Source organism: Oceanotoga teriensis (assembly GCF_003148465.1).
Lineage (GTDB): Bacteria > Thermotogota > Thermotogae > Petrotogales > Petrotogaceae > Oceanotoga > Oceanotoga teriensis.
Genome location: NZ_QGGI01000031.1, coordinates 1 through 16,025, shown reverse-complemented (window position 1 = coordinate 16,025; position 16,025 = coordinate 1). Strand labels below are relative to the sequence as shown.

Below are 16,025 nucleotides of genomic sequence, written 5' to 3'. Positions count from 1 at the left end.
TAACTACTACCATATTTTATGTTTATTAATTTTTTAATAAATAAAATTTCTTTCATTATTTATTATCTTTTATATTTTTTTGTTTTTTTTAATTTCTATGAATTATCATGAAATATTCACTTAAGCGTATTTTATAGAGGGAGGATTTATATGAATTTTAAATATAAATGGTGGGGAAAAGGTGATTTAGATGCCAGTTTCGGACTATTTTTTGATGGTTTTTCTAAAATTTTTACTGCAGTTGGTATAATGCTTTTTGTTTTTGGAATGCCTGTATCACTTGTAATAGGAAAGATGCTTCCAGCAATAGGATTAATAAGCTTTTTAGGTAACTTTTGGTATTTTTATGAAGCAAAAGAATTGGCCAAAAAAGAAAAAAGACATGATGTAACTTCACAACCATTTGGAATTGGTGGGCCTATTACTTTAAGCTGGATTTTTTTAATTATGGGACCAGTTTACTGGAAAACAGGAGATTCAAATCTTGCTTTTCAAGTTGGATTAGCAGCTGGTTTTATTGGTGGATTAATAGAAATTTTGGGTGCTTTTATTGGGAATTTTTTAATTGATTTTATTCCAAAAAGTGCTCTATTAGGAAATCTTGCTTCTGGAGCTTTTGTTTGGCTATCTATTTCTGGGATCCTTGTTGTTTTTAATAAACCAGAAATAGCTGTTTTACCACTTTTAATAGTAATTATGAGTTATCTCGGAAATTTCAATTTAAAAATAAAAATTCCTGCTGGTATTTTAGCAATTATTTTAGGAACTTTTATAAGTTGGGCAAACGGTTATATGAATTTTGATAAATTAATAACTTCTTTTAATTATATTGGATTCTATACACCAAATTTTTTTATTAAAGATATTTTTATTGGATTAAAAGAAATAAATTCTTATTTACCAGTAATAATACCTCTTCAAATAGCAAATTTTTTAACTACTCTTCAAGGAGTTGAAAGTGCTAAATTAGCTGGTGATTCTTATCCTCAAAAAAGATCTATGTTAATGGATGGTTTATTCACATTAATTGGAAGTTTAATAGGAAACCCATTTCCAACAACTGTTTATTATGGTCATCCTGGTTGGAAATCTATAGATGCAAGAGCTGGTTATTCTTTAGTTGTAGGAATCACCTATTTATTAATTGGATTTACCGGTATTTCAGGTGTAATGATGAATATAATTCCTTATGAAGTGGTAATGATTCTTTTAATATTTGTAGGTTTAACTGTCACTGTTGATACTTTTGAAAAAATAGATAAAAAATATTTTAGTGTTATTTTAATTTCTTTATTACCAATAGTAGCTGAATTAATTAAAACCTTAGTAAATTCTGCAATAAATTCTACTGGTATTGATATAAATTCTATTCCCGTTGAAAATTTTCAAAATTTTAATCTTCCAATGAATGGATTAAATATTCTAGGTAGTGGAGCATTTTTATCAAGTTTATTAATTGCTTGTTGGCTTGCTTGTTTAATAGATAAAGATCATAAAAAAGCTTTTTTGTTTGGATTAATTTTAAGCTTCTGTTCTTGTATAGGTTTAATTCATAATGATAAAATAGCTTTTTTACCAAAACAAGGCTTATATATATCTATAAGTTATTTAATAATATCATTATTTTCATTTAAAATAATTATCTCAAAATTTAAATGTCCTTTAAAAAAGGAAAAGGAGGAAAAAACAAATGCTTAGCGTAAATGAAAGATCTTTCGAATTAGTAAAAAAACTTTTATCAGATCCAGAAAAATATAAAATAAATATTCATAAGATAAAAGAAGCCACAATTATTGATTGCGGTGTAAATGTTTGTGGTAGTTGGGAATGTGCTAAATTAATGACTGAAATTCTTTATGGTGGATTAAACAAAATAAATTATGAAACTTTTCCATTAGCAATTGATGATGTATATTATAATGCTGTACATGTTTACTCCGATTATGTAGTTTTACAGCAGGCAGGTTGTAATATTTCTGGTTGGGAATTAAAACCTGGTAAATTCGCACCTGTTTTAGCTGGTCCTGGAAGACTTATTTCAAGAAAAGATAATGATTGGTTTAAAAAATATTCTGATTACTCTGATAAATATCATAAAGCTATTTTGACCGCTGAAATGAGTAGAATTCCTTCTGAAAATGAAGTAATAGATCTAATAGAAGCAAGTGGAGTTGAAGCAAAAGATGTTTATATTCTTGTTGCTTCAAGTGGAAGTATTGCATGTTCAGTAGAAGTTTCTGCAAGAATTATAGAACAATCTTTACATAGACTAAAAGAAGAAGGTTTTAATTTAAAAAATATTATTGAAGCGCATGGTTTTTGTGTAATACCGCCTGTAGTAAAAGATGATTTATTAGCAATGGGTAGACTAAATGATTGTTTAATTTATGGTGGACAGTGTACTTTTACTGTTGATTGTGAAGATATAGAAATAAGTTCAATAATAAATAAAATAACTTCTGATAAATGTAAATCATATGGGGCAATGTTTAAGGATATATATGAAGAAAATGGATGTGATTTTTACAAAGTTCCTATGGAAATGTATTCTCCAGCTAAAGTAGTTATTATAAATCAGAAAACAGGTAAAATCTTTAAATCTGGAAAAATAAATGTTGAAATACTTTCTAAATCTTTTAACTTTTTTAAATAATGAGGTGTTTTTATGAAAACTTTGATTTTTTTTGGTTCAGCAAGAAAAAATGGCCATACTAAACAAATGTTAGATGTTTTAACTGATCAATTAGATCATGAATTTGAAATAATAGATGCTTATAACACTCATGTATCTCCTTGTAAAGATTGTAGATTCTGTTGGCATAAAAAAAATTGTGCGATAAAAGATGATATGCAAGAGATCTACAAAAAAATTGAAGAAGCAAACAATATTGTTTTTGCTTCACCAATGTATTTTCATACAGTAACTGGTCCATTAAAAATAATAATCGATAGATTACAAGTTTATTGGGCAAGTCATGTAAGAAAGGATAAACCTGATCATTTTTTAAGAAAAGGTGCAATTATAATGGTTGGAGGCGCTCCAGATTTTGATATTCAATTTGATGCCGGTAATCAAGTTCTTTCTAATGTATTAAAAGATTTAGATTCTAATTTAATAGGCTCAGTTACCCTTTCAAATTCTGATAGAGATTCTATAGAGTCAAAGCCATTTTTAAAAGATGAATTAAAACAATTAGCTCAAAAATTAAATATTGAATAAGAGGTGTTATTAATGCGTTTAAAAGATAAAGTAATAATAATTACAGGAGCAAGCTCTGGTATTGGTGAAGGAATAGCTAAACGTTTCATAGAAGAAGGAGCAAAAATAGTTGGCTGTGGCATAGAAGAAAATTTAAATTTTAAACATGATAATGCCATTTATGTAAAAGCTAATTTAACTAAATTTGAAGAAACCCAAAATGTTGTTAATAAAGCCTTAGAAAAATTTGGTAAAATTAATGGTTTAGTTAATTGTGCTGGTATTACTTTAATTGGAAGTCTTGAAACTAGTTCTGTTGAAGATTTTTCAAAACAATTAGATGTAAATGTAAAAGGTGTTTTCCATATGTGTAAAGCAGCTATTAAAGAATTAAAAAAACAAAAAAATTCTGCAATTGTTAATATTGGTTCTGACCTTGGAGTTAGACCTATACCAGAAAGAATTGGCTATTGTCCAAGTAAAGCCGCAGTAATTATGTTAACAAAATGTATTGCAGCTGAATATGCACCTAATGTAAGAGCTAATTGTTTACTTCCTGGTCTAGTAGAAACACCTATGATCAAATTTAGATTTGAAGAATCAGAAGATCCAGATGCTTTAAGAGCTGAATATGCTAAGATTTATCCTATGAATAGAATGGGAACTCTTGAAGATATGGCCAATACTGCTTTATTTTTAATAAGTGAAGAAAGTTCGTTTATTACAGGTGAAAAAATAGGTGTTTGTGGCGGAAGTTTAATATAAATATTAAAATACTGTCATTTATATAAATGACAGTATTTCCAAAAATAGGAGGTTTTTTATGGCTACTAAACTTGAAAAGATGTTGATGTTAGAAAAGGATATAAAATTAAATAAAATATATGAAAGTAATGATTTAAAAGATTTTTCATTAAAAATAATGAATTGTGAAAAAATAAATAAAGTATATGGCAATTTAACTTTTGAAAAAGCTCATGAAGATAGGCCATATACTTTTACTTCACTTGTAACTTCTATTGATGGTAGAATAGCTTTCTCTGATGCTCCACAAGGGCCTTTAATTTCAAGAAAAAATAATTATGCTGGAAATGGCGGTCTTGCTGATTGGTGGATATTAAATATGTTAAGATCCGTTTGTGATGCTGTAATACTTGGTGCCGGTACTATGAAAGCAGAATCTGATTATACATGTCATGTATTTGATCAAGATCTTGAAAATGCAAGAATTAAAAATAATTTAAATCCAGTACCATGGAATATTATTACTTCTATAGATGGAAAAGATATTCCATTCGATCATAGAATGTTTAAAGAAAGTGAAATTCCTTTAATAATAAGTTCTTCGTCAAAAGCTTTAAATCATATAAAAGAAAATATAAATAATGACTATATAGTTATAGGTCCTTTAAATTCAAAAGAAGATATAAATAATACTTTAATAGAAAAAATGAATAATTCAAAAAATAAAGTAATCATTATAATTACTGGAAAAAATGCTCCAGATTCTCATGTATTATTCTATTTATTAAAAAAATTTGGAATAGATAGATTATTAATTGAAACTCCTTCTTATATGCATTATTTAGTAAGTGAGAAACTTATGGATGAATTATTTTTTAATTATTCTTGTTTGTATATAGGTGGTAAAGCTTTAACAATTGGTCAATATGGAAAAGAATTTACTTCTGAATGTCATCCACATACAAAAATGTTATCAATTCATTCTCATAATGATCACTTTTTTTATTTCAGACATAGGTTAATTTATAATTAATATTAATGGGAGGTTCTAATTTATGAGTACTTTAAAAAGGCCTTTATTTGTAAAGAGTGATATTGATGCAGCTTTTGGAGTTTTTTTTGATGGCTTTACAAAAGTCATTGCTGGAGTTGCTATTATGATTGGAAGTATTGGACTTTCATCTAAAGTTGTTTTTGGAACTATACTTCCTGGACTTGGTTTTGGAGTTCTTCTCCTTCATGTTTTTACATGGTGGCTTGGAAATAAAACATCAAAAAAAACAAATAATACCTCAATAGTCGCTATACCAGCGGGTATTACAGCTGGAAGATTTTTTATTTGGTTATTTGCTATAATGCTTCCAACTTATATTTCAACAAAAGATGCAACTTTAGCTTTAGGTGTTGGTCTAGCTGCCAATATAATTAGCTCATTATTAACAATTGTTTTAAGTTTTTTTGAAAAGGCTATAGTTAATTCTATTCCCTCTGCCGCATTATTTGGTACACTTGCCGGAGGTGGAGTAACTTGGCTTATACTTGCTTCATTAAAAGATATGTTTGTAACTCCTTTAATAGCTTTAGTTTGTTTTTTTGTTTTATTAGTTCTATATACTTCAAATATTAAGACAAAACTTTCACCAGTATTGATATCTATTTTAGTCGGAGTTATTTTAGGGTTTTCTACTAAAAATATAACTATTAAAAATATTACAGATTCATTCTCAAGTTTGAGTTTCAATATTCCTTTTATACAAATAAACTATATTTTAAAAGGGTTTAGTGTAGTTTTACAATTTCTACCAATAATTATAGCTTTTACTGTAACAGAATTTGTAACAGCACTACAGGGAGTTGAACAAGCTAAAGTTGCTGGTGATGTTTATGATGGAAAAAAGACAATTATAGGAGTTTCTATCATGTCTGTAATTTCAGCACTTTTTGGAAACCCATTTTGTTTTTCTGTATGGTGGGGTCATGGTACATGGAAAGATATTAAAGCTTCAACAGGTTATAGTTTAATTGTTGGAATTAGTTATTTTATTTTATGTTCGACAGGTCTCGTAGCAATTGTAACAGCTGTAATTCCAACTGCTGCAGTATTACCTATTTTAATCTTTGTGGGTATGACTTCTCTAGCTGGAGCATTTCAAAATGAAGATAAAAAATATTTTTCTTTAATGTCTATCGCAATTGCGGTTCCAATTATAGAATATATTGGAAATATTGCAGGTGATGCAATGCCTAATTCTTTATTTATACTTGCAAAAGGGGCGCCTTTAATAGCTTTAGCTTGGACAAGTATATTAGTTTTTTGTTCAGAATCTAAATTTAAAAATGCTATAATAACTTGTTTTATATCAGCTGGAGCTGCTTTCATAGGATTAATTCATTCACCTTCATTAAAAATAAATGCAAATCTTGAAATAACTATTGCTTATTTAATAACAGCATTTATACTTTTTATTTTTAATTTTAAAAAAGAAAAAATATAAAAAGGCAGATTAAATCTGCCTTTTTTAAAAATTTAATATAGTTTTATAAAATTGTTCTTTTGTATAAGTTAAAGCTCCTTTTAATGAAGATATTTCTCCAACTTTTGAAACAGCTATATCTTGAAAATTTGTAATTGGAAGAACTATTCTTTTTTCAAGATCTGGTATTAATTCAGGTAATTTTTCAAAAATTATTGAGTTTATAACTATTAATTCAGGATTTAAAATATATATAAGATTCGTGAGACCTATTGATAAATTATCTAAAAAATCATTTAATATTAAAATAGAATCTTTATCCTGTTTTTTAACAAGATTTATAAAATCAGATATAGTTTGAACGTCTTTTTTTAATCTAATTTTTTGAATTATTGCAGAGTTAGAGCAATACATTTCTAAACAACCTCTTTTGCCACATACACATTTTTCTCCATCATGATTTATAACATGATGACCTATTGCATTAGCAAAGCCTAAAAATCCTCTTATTATTTGACCATTAGATATAATCCCTGAAGTTATTACTTCATCTATATTTATAACTATCAAATCTTTTAAGTTTTTATAATATTCATATTCAGCCATCGCAGAAAAATTACCATCATTATCAACAAAAACAGGTATTTTATATTTTTCTTCAAGTAATGCTTTTATATTTATATTTCTCCAACCTAACTTAGGTATTAATCTTATTATTCCATTTAAATCAACAACTCCTCTTACAGATACTCCTATTCCTATTATTCCATACTTCTTTTTAGGCAATTTCTTTATAGTTTCATCTAAAAAATTACATAGATAGTTATATGTATTATAAAAATTTTCATCTATTATATTTAAATATTTTTTTTGAATTATATTATTTCCAATATCTGATATTATAAATTCTATATGTGTTATATTTATATCTATTGAAAATATATATCCTATATCTTCTTTTAACATTAAAATAATCGGTCTTCTACCACCATTTGAATCACCTATTTCCGTTTCTTCTATAAGTTCAAGTTCAATTAATTCTTTAACTATAGTAGAAACTGTAGCTTTATTTAAGCCTGTATTATTAGCTATTTCAGCTCTCGATATTTTTTGTTCTTTATTTATTAAGTTTAAAATTGTTAATCTATTTATAACCCTAATATCCTTTGTTTCCCTTATTTTCATAACAACACCTCTTATAAAAATTATTATATTTACTAAATTATTGTAACATATATATAAATTGTTTTAGTAAATAAATTGTAAAAAAAATCCTGAGATATTATCGTTAATATTCTCAGGATTTTATTTAAGTTCTTTTAAAATAACTATCAATTTTACTAAAGTTTATTTCCATAGTTATAGGTCTACCATGTGGGCAAGTTAAAAGATTATATTTTTTTATATCTTCTAACAACTTATCAGCTCCTAAAAAGTCATCTCCTGTTTTAACAGCTGCTCTACACGACATTGTTGCTATTGTATCATCATAAATATTATCAATTGAATCTATACCTTTTAATCTTATTAAATTAGCCATATCCAAAATTAAAGAATTTATATCTTTAACTTTCATATTTCCAGGAGTAGAATTAATCTTAATTTTATTTTCTTCTAATATTTCTAATCCTATTCCCATTTTATCGAAATAAACTATATTTTCTTTAATTATTTCATAAGTTATATTATCAAATTGGATAATTTCAGGTATTAAAATCATTTTTTTATTTATTCTGCCTTCATTTATAAACTGTTCTTTAAGCTTTTCAAATATAACTCTTTCATGAGCAGCATGAAAATCTATTAAAAAAAGTTTCTCAAGGCTTTCAGCAATAATATATCTTTGATTTGATATACCAATTATTCTTATATTGTAGTTTATATTATTTTCATTTTTAATTTCATAATTTTTATTTTCTGATAATTTATCAAAATTATAAAGTTTTTCTTTTTTTATATCATAATTTATTTTACTATTATAATTATCTATTTTTTTCTTATATTCAAAACTATTATCATTATTTTCTTCTAAATACTCTATATTTTTTTTATTTGGGATATTTTCATTTAAAATATATTCTTTATTGTATGATTTTTCAATTTTTTCATTTGGAGATTTTTCTTCTTTAATATAATAATTATTTATCTCATTTTGATCATTAAAAGATTTTTCAACAAAATTTATTTCAAATTTTGTCTGTTCATTTAAAGAATCTCTTATAGCTCCTTTTATTATATTCATTACTGATGTATTATCAGAAAATTTAACTTCAAGTTTTTGAGGGTGCACATTAACATCGACTTCATCAGGAGATATTTCTACAAACAGAAAACCATAAGGGTGCCTTCCTTTTTCAAGCATATGTGCATATCCTGCTTCAAAAACTGTAAATATTGCTCCGGATTTTATATATCTATTATTTACAAAAAAGTTTTGTCCAGTTCTATTATTTCGAGTATACTTAGGATTTGATATCATTCCTTTTACTTTAATCCATCCATCATCTCTATTAACACTTATAAAACCATCTTTTTTCCATTCAGGATATATTATATTTAATTTATTTTCAAGTTTCATATCTTTTTGTACATTATAGATCATTTTATCATTTCTATAATATGAATATGATATATTTGAAGAAGCTATAAATTTTTCAACTATTTCTGTTACATTTCTACTTTCAGCTGATGATGATTTTAAAAATTTTCTTCTCGCAGGTACATTAAAAAACAGATCATATACTTCAATTATAGTACCAGAATTATTTTTTATTGGAACTTTTTCAATATTAACTTTTTTACCAGCTATAAAATCTATTTTAGTTCCAAGTTTTTCATCTTCCTCTTTAGAAATTATAGTCATTCTTGAAACTTGACATATAGAAGATAATGCCTCTCCTCTAAATCCATATGTATTGAGTGCATATAAATCATTTAATTGATTTAATTTACTTGTAGTATGTGGCTGAACAGCTGCTAATATATTCTCTTCATTCATCCCAAAACCATTATCTTCAACTTTGATATATGTTTTCCCACCATCCTTGATGGATATTTTTATATCATTTGAATCAGAATCAATGGAATTTTCAACTAATTCTTTTACAACAGCATATGTTCCAGTTATCACTTCACCAGCTGCAATTTTCATAATTATATCATCAGATAATCTTTTTATTTTCATAAAATCATTCCTTAATTCTTTGTTTTCTCGCTTCAAACATTATAATTCCGGCACTAACAGATACATTCAAGGACTCAACATCATTACTCATCTGTATAGAAATTATACCATCACAATTTTCTTTTACTTTCTGTCTAATTCCAGAACCTTCATTTCCCATAACTAATGCAAATCCACCAGTCATATCTACTTTATGATATTGAGTACCATTCATATCAGCACCATAAACCCAAATATTTTTTTCTTTTAATTTTTTTATTGTTCTCGATATATTTGTTACTTGAATTATAGGAATTCTAAATATTTGACCAGCTGAAACTTTTATTACTGTTGGCGTAACTCCAGATGAATTATCAGATGGAATTATTATTGCATCCACTCCAGCTGCAGCTGCAGATCTAACCATAGCACCAAAATTATGAGGATCTTGAACTTGATCCAATATTAATATATAGGGATCTTTTATATCATCCAATACATCCATGTACTTGTAATCAAATTCTTTTCCTATATCAGTTATAACTCCTTGATGATTTTCTGAATTAGAAAGCTTTTTTAATAAATTATTATCTACAAAAGAAAAAGATATATTTTTTTCTTTGACTTTTTTTATAAGTTTTTCTACTTCTTTATCTACTTTTTTACTATTGGTAAAATAGACTTGTTTTACTTGATAATCTGTATTTAAAATCTCTTTTAAGACATTTCTACCGTAAACATACATTTATCTATCACCTCAAAAATTTTATCAATTTTATCAAATCTTTCATTTAGAAAAAGAAAGCCAATTACAGCTTCTAAAGCCGTTGACTTTCTATATTCCTCATCATTTCCTCTTTTTTTTGCACCTCTTGAATTATAAGCTCTTTTATATATATCATGTTCTTCTTCAGAAAAAAGTTCTTCTACTAAAGGAACAAATTTAGAATGTGCATGAGCACTCAAAAATTTTTTTGATTTTTCATTAACTTTATTTATTTTTATTCTTCCATCGTTTAAAAGTTTTATTTTATATTTTAAAGCAAATACTGCGTCTCCAATATATGCAAAATTATCTATAGGTATTTCCCTGTTGTCGGCAAGTTTAACATCTAAAAACAATTTTTTCATATCACAATCCTGCATTAGAAATTGATCACTTCCTCATAAACTTTTATTATATTCTCAACATTAACTTTTACGGAATAATTTTTTCTTACGAAATCTATTCCTTTTTTCGAATAATCTTCATATAACTTTTTATCTCTTAATAATTTTAATATTTCATGTATAAAATCATCTTCTACTAACTCATCTATCATTATACCACCAGTTTCAGGTTGAGATAACAAATCATACACGCCCATCTTTCCAAGAGCAACTACAGGAGTTCCAACAGCCATAGACTCTAAAACTACAAGTCCTTGGGTTTCTGTATAAGAAGCAAAAGTAAAAATATCAGCTTGTTTATATGCATCAATAACTTTTTCACGTGGTTGTGCTCCAGCAAAAAATACTTTTTGTTGTAATTTATTTTCGACCACTATTTCTTCAAGATTTTGCCTTTCAACACCATCACCAATGATTAAAAATTTCAAATTAGATTCTTCATAAGTTAATTTTTTGAACATTTTTATTAAAAAATCTATATTTTTTTCTTTTGCAACTCTTCCAACAAATAATAAAACTCTATCATCTTCTTGTATATTGAAATTCTCTCTTATATTCCATTTAATATCACTTTGAAATTTATCTACATCTATTCCAGTAGGTATAACTCTTATATGATCAGATGGTACTCCATAATCAACAAGAACATTTTTAATATTTTCTGTCGGAGCTATAACTTTATTTAATTTTAAACACCAATTTTTTATCATATTTTGTGTTTGTTCTAAAGAAGGTCTTATTATTAAAGGAACATAATGCCTATAAAACTCATACATAGTATGATGAGTTCCAACATGTTTTATATCAAGGTTTGAAGAAATTATTCTTGCCATAATTCCTGTAGAAAAAGGCGCATGAGAATGTAAAACATCTAAATCAAGTTTTTTTATGTTAAATAAATGTTTTGATATAGGTAAAGCTATTCTTTGTTCTTTTTCTTTAAAATATCTAACTGCAGGAAATTCAAATACGTTTTTTTCATTTCTTTTATGTTCGAATTTATACTGAGGAACAAATAAGTATACATTATGTCCCATTTTTTCCATTTCTTCTTTATATATTTTTACGGCTGTAGCCACACCGTTTTTTTGCGGAATATAAGTATCAGAAAACATTCCTATATTCATATAATATCACTTCCCTCTTTTTATGTTATAGAAAAAAGAAAATATACCCCCAATTATTATTTGCAAATAATAAGTTGCAAACCTCCAACCTATTATAGAAATTAATACTCCTTTTGAATTACCAGTTATAGAAGAAAATAATATTTGATAAGCGCCTTCTATACTACCACTAGCACCTGGTGTAGGTATATAATAAACCACCATATTCAAAAGAGTCATACCTCCAAAAACTTTCCAGTAAAAAAATGGAACATGTTCAATTATCGCATATCTACTTAACATATAATATAACGCAAAAGCTTGAATCATTAAAACAATCAAACCTAATATTATGTCTAATATCATAAAAAATATTTTTTCATTCCATAGAAACCCTATTGAATCTTTTAGATCATTAGTCCAATTTTCAAATTTTTTTCCCATTGCATTTATCTTTTTGGCTTTTCTATTTTCAAGAAAACGAATAAGTTTGGCAATCCATTCGCTTTTTAAAAATAATATTAATAACAATATAGAAATAGAAACAGATATTATGAGACCTATATTTATCAATTTATTACTAAAAGCAGAACCCTTCAAAGATGAAACAACTGCTTTATAAGAAAATATAGTAACTCCAAGATTTAAAAACATCATTTCTAAAAATCTTGAAACTGTTATATTTGTAGCTATTTCTGTTGTAAGACCTTGTTTATGCAAGTGGTATATTTGATAAGGCTGTCCTCCAGCGGCAAGTGGAGTTACAGAAGATAAAACATATCCTACTACATTGTTATAAAAAAGATCTATAAAATGAACTTTAGTTTTAAAAGGTCTTATTACTATTTTATATCTTATACTATCTACTAAATAGCTTAAAGAATATATTATAAATGCTATAAGAATATCAAAATATTTAACTTTTTTTATTTCATCTAATATATTTGTATCAGTCATTTTTCCTATAAAGAAAAACATTAAAATACTTATTAAAAAAGCAAAAATAAATCCAAAATAATTTTTACGTTTTTTGACTTCGGCCATTTTAAATTACTCCTAAATCACATCAAAGATTCATATAAATTTTCCCACTGTTTAATAACATTTTTTTCTGAATATATTTCAGATAATTCTATACTTTTATTTAATGCTGAATTATAAAAATCTTCATTTTCATTTAATTCTTTTAATATATTTGAAAATTCTTCATAACTATTTCCTTTTAAATACTTATCATATAAAATTTCTTTATAAAGTTCTATATCTCTTAATAATAAAGGCATATCACAATTTGAAGCTTCTAATAATGACATTGGAAATAATTCTTGATATGATGGCAAGAAAAAAACATCAGATAAATTTAAATAATCTACTACAGTATTTCTATCAACTATTCCAGTAAATATAACATTTTTCGGCGGATTATCATATATAGCCTTATATTTTTCATATCCTGAAGTTATTTTTCCAAAAGAAAATCCACCAACCCATATAAACAACATATTATTATTGACTTCAGCAGTTTTAACAAAATCATCTATACCCTTTCTTTTTTGAACTTGTCCCGAACCAACTACAACAAATTTACTATCTTCAATATTATATTTCTTTCTCAATTGATTTTTGATTTTCATATTATAAAATAAATCTTTATTAGCAATATTTGGTATGAAAAGAACATTTTCTTTTTTTACTCCTAATTTAATTAATTCTTCTTTATAATAAGAATTAACAACAACACATTTATCGGCAGTTTTATAAAAATTTATCATATATTTATAAAAAATTTTTTTAAATAATTTTGGAATATTTAAAGAATCTTCTATAGAATCTGGAACCATATGAGCTGAAACAACAACTTTTTTATTCTTTCTCTTATATTTCTTCATGAGAAAAAAATTTTTTAAATCTAAAGTATGAATATGACATATATCTTTTATTTCTTCACTATTTATGCTTACTTCTAATATTTTAGATTTTTTTAACATACTTGCTTGATCTTTAAAAGCCGAATCCACTCCTTGTCCTTTGACTTTATCAGATATAGAACTAATATTTAGTCTTATCATATCTTTCCTCCTAAAAAATTCAAATATTTAATTTTTGTTAAACTATATTTTTTTCCTTGAAAATCAATTATTAAATAATATATATAACTTCTCTTTATTATTATATTTAATTCCTGTTTTTATATTAAAACTAGTAACTCCTAAAAACGAGAGTGGAAATTCTATATTAAATCCATAACTATTATTAAATTTAAAAAAGTCATCATAATATATATTATATTCAAAATTCAAATATATTTTATTTAAAAATAATACTTGACTAAAATCAAAATTCATATTATCGAATAATCTATATCTTATATTATTTCTTAAATATAATTTATCTTTAAAATTTTCATTTATTATATTTTCATACAATTTTTTAAAATTATTATTTTTACTATATCCAAATATATTATATATTTTTACTTTATCAAAATCATTTACAACTTTTAATTTATAATCAAGATCATATGTTTTATCATTAAAATAATTATTTAATGATACTAATATTCCTTCTTCTGTAAGAATATTTTCATAAATATTATCATAATTAAGTGATAGATTAAAATAATTTTTATCTCTTATATGATTAAATCCAGAATCAAGATAAATTATATTTTTAAATTTTTCTAAAAAATATGTTCTCAAATTAATATTTGACAAATCAAAAAAATTATAATACATTTTTATTCTATTAAATTTAAAAGGAAAATAAAATTGTTCAAATTCAATATAAGGAACATATTTGAAGTTATATCCAAGTTCAATTCCAGAATAAAATCTACTGTTTAAATATTCAAAATATAGAAATATTTTTGCTAAATACTCGTTTATATTTGGTGAAATTTTTAATGTATAATAAAAATCTCTTGGACTATAATAATTTTCGGTTCTCAAAGAAGTGTAAAGCTCTTTATAATCTATAGATTTATAGTTTTCAAATTTATTTTTTATATTGTGTTTTTTAAAAATATCATTATTTTTTACAAATATTTTTCCTTCTTGATAGCCTTCTTCAAATAACTCTATTGAATTATAAAAAGTTTTAGGGTCTATATTTGATTTTATTTTTAATTCAAATATATCATCATAATTCAGTTTGTCTTCAGAATACAAAGCATTTGTATAATATCCACCTATATCTATAGTTCCATATACTACATTTATTATATTTTTAAAATTTCTTTTAGAATCATAATTTAATTTTGGAGAAATTCTCAAAAGAAAATATTTATCTGTCTTAAACAAAGTTTCAGGATTTCTTATAAATAAATCACTTACACCTATATCTGAATAATACATATCATTTTTATAAAATGGTTCAAAAAAAACCTCTAAAGAAATAGAAGCTTGTAACGCTTCTAATGAGTTTCCAGAATCCCAATATTCACCTCTAAAATAACTAAGATTTTCAATACCAAATTTTACAGGATAAACAAAATCATTAAAATTATTAATTTTTGTTGTTAAATATACTAAATCAATAAATTTTTCATAATGAACAAAACCGCCATTTATTGGAAAAGATAATTCAAAAAAATCCTCAAAATTAATTTCTTTAAAAAGATTATAAATTTCTTTAGGTTGATATCCTGCAGCAATATAATAAGAAGCTATAGACCCCATAGATGTACCTATAAGTTCATCTGGTACAAATCCTTTTTCATATAAAGCCTGCAAAAAACCAACACTTTTAAAAACATAAGCAGCACCACCAGCAATAGACAATCCATAAGTATTATTATTATTTAATTTTATATCTGAATTTGAAAATGAAAGAATAAAATTAAATAAAATAATAAATATAATAATATTTTTTTTCATTAATACCTCCTTTTTCAATTTTGTATGTACTACTTTATTATAACACTATAACCTTTATAAAAAAAAATATTTATTGTAAATTATCGCTAACAATACACAACTATTTTAGTCATATTTTAGAATAAATAAAAGAAAAGAGAGAACAAAGAAGTTCTCTCTTAGAAAAAAAGAAGGGGCGAAACTTACTCTTGCACACAAAAAGTGTACTACCATCAGCATGAGAAGGCTTAACTGCCAGGTTCGGAATGGATCTGGGTGGAACCCAACTCATTATCCTCACCCCTAAATACTCAC

14 protein-coding genes and 1 rRNA gene are annotated in these 16,025 nt (G+C 25.2%); 6 read left to right on the top strand and 9 right to left on the bottom strand.

Annotation, left to right across the window (positions count from 1 at the left end; genetic code table 11):
- Positions 1–150: 150 nt before the first annotated feature.
- From C7380_RS12970 to C7380_RS12945, 6 genes are read left to right on the top strand one after another with little or no spacing between them, the layout of a single operon-like run.
- Complete coding sequence (locus tag C7380_RS12970; RefSeq protein ID WP_109606609.1) at positions 151–1,698, top strand: permease family protein; 1,548 nt, start codon at positions 151–153, stop codon at positions 1,696–1,698.
- Positions 1,691–2,653 carry a methenyltetrahydromethanopterin cyclohydrolase gene (mch, locus tag C7380_RS12965; RefSeq protein WP_109606608.1) on the top strand — a complete coding sequence of 321 codons (963 nt, stop codon included), beginning with the start codon at positions 1,691–1,693 and terminating at the stop codon, positions 2,651–2,653. Before C7380_RS12970 ends, mch begins: the two co-directional genes overlap by 8 nt.
- 12 nt (positions 2,654–2,665) lie before the next feature.
- Positions 2,666–3,220, top strand: coding sequence for a flavodoxin family protein (locus C7380_RS12960; RefSeq protein ID WP_109606606.1), 555 nt, complete (start codon positions 2,666–2,668; stop codon positions 3,218–3,220).
- Positions 3,221–3,232: 12 nt separating this feature from the next.
- Complete coding sequence (locus C7380_RS12955) at positions 3,233–3,964, top strand: SDR family NAD(P)-dependent oxidoreductase (RefSeq protein ID WP_109606604.1); 732 nt, start codon at positions 3,233–3,235, stop codon at positions 3,962–3,964.
- A 58-nt stretch (positions 3,965–4,022) separates the two neighbouring features.
- Positions 4,023–4,976: a dihydrofolate reductase family protein gene (locus C7380_RS12950; RefSeq protein ID WP_109606602.1), complete on the top strand. Its 954-nt coding sequence runs from the start codon at positions 4,023–4,025 to the stop codon at positions 4,974–4,976.
- 22 nt (positions 4,977–4,998) lie between these two features.
- Positions 4,999–6,438: a hypothetical protein gene (locus C7380_RS12945; RefSeq protein WP_109606600.1), complete on the top strand. Its 1,440-nt coding sequence runs from the start codon at positions 4,999–5,001 to the stop codon at positions 6,436–6,438.
- A 24-nt stretch (positions 6,439–6,462) separates the two neighbouring features.
- Here C7380_RS12945 and C7380_RS12940 read toward each other — a convergent pair whose 3' ends face one another.
- The 9 genes from C7380_RS12940 to rrf all read right to left on the bottom strand — a co-directional run bounded on the left by C7380_RS12940 (position 6,463) and on the right by rrf (position 16,015).
- Positions 6,463–7,602 carry an ROK family protein gene (locus tag C7380_RS12940; protein ID WP_109606598.1) on the bottom strand — a complete coding sequence of 380 codons (1,140 nt, stop codon included), beginning with the start codon at positions 7,600–7,602 and terminating at the stop codon, positions 6,463–6,465.
- Between the two features lie 124 nt (positions 7,603–7,726).
- Positions 7,727–9,601: a DNA mismatch repair endonuclease MutL gene (gene mutL / locus C7380_RS12935; RefSeq protein WP_109606596.1), complete on the bottom strand. Its 1,875-nt coding sequence runs from the start codon at positions 9,599–9,601 to the stop codon at positions 7,727–7,729.
- A gap of 4 nt (positions 9,602–9,605) precedes the next feature.
- Positions 9,606–10,325 carry a 23S rRNA (guanosine(2251)-2'-O)-methyltransferase RlmB gene (gene rlmB, locus C7380_RS12930; protein ID WP_109606594.1) on the bottom strand — a complete coding sequence of 240 codons (720 nt, stop codon included), beginning with the start codon at positions 10,323–10,325 and terminating at the stop codon, positions 9,606–9,608.
- On the bottom strand, positions 10,298–10,711 hold the full coding sequence (locus C7380_RS12925) for a Mini-ribonuclease 3 (protein ID WP_146192175.1): 414 nt from the start codon (positions 10,709–10,711) through the stop codon (positions 10,298–10,300). The genes rlmB and C7380_RS12925 overlap by 28 nt, the downstream gene beginning before the upstream one ends.
- Before the next feature lie 14 nt (positions 10,712–10,725).
- Positions 10,726–11,877, bottom strand: coding sequence for a glycosyltransferase (locus tag C7380_RS12920; RefSeq protein ID WP_109606590.1), 1,152 nt, complete (start codon positions 11,875–11,877; stop codon positions 10,726–10,728).
- A gap of 6 nt (positions 11,878–11,883) precedes the next feature.
- Positions 11,884–12,900, bottom strand: coding sequence for a lysylphosphatidylglycerol synthase transmembrane domain-containing protein (locus C7380_RS12915; protein ID WP_109606588.1), 1,017 nt, complete (start codon positions 12,898–12,900; stop codon positions 11,884–11,886).
- 17 nt (positions 12,901–12,917) lie between these two features.
- Positions 12,918–13,925, bottom strand: coding sequence for a glycosyltransferase family 4 protein (locus C7380_RS12910; protein ID WP_109606587.1), 1,008 nt, complete (start codon positions 13,923–13,925; stop codon positions 12,918–12,920).
- Between the two features lie 63 nt (positions 13,926–13,988).
- Positions 13,989–15,731, bottom strand: a complete 1,743-nt coding sequence (locus tag C7380_RS12905; protein ID WP_109606585.1) for a patatin-like phospholipase family protein — start codon at positions 15,729–15,731, stop codon at positions 13,989–13,991.
- Positions 15,732–15,901: 170 nt separating this feature from the next.
- Positions 15,902–16,015, bottom strand: a 5S ribosomal RNA gene (rrf, locus tag C7380_RS12900).
- Between the last annotated feature and the right edge of the window lie 10 nt (positions 16,016–16,025).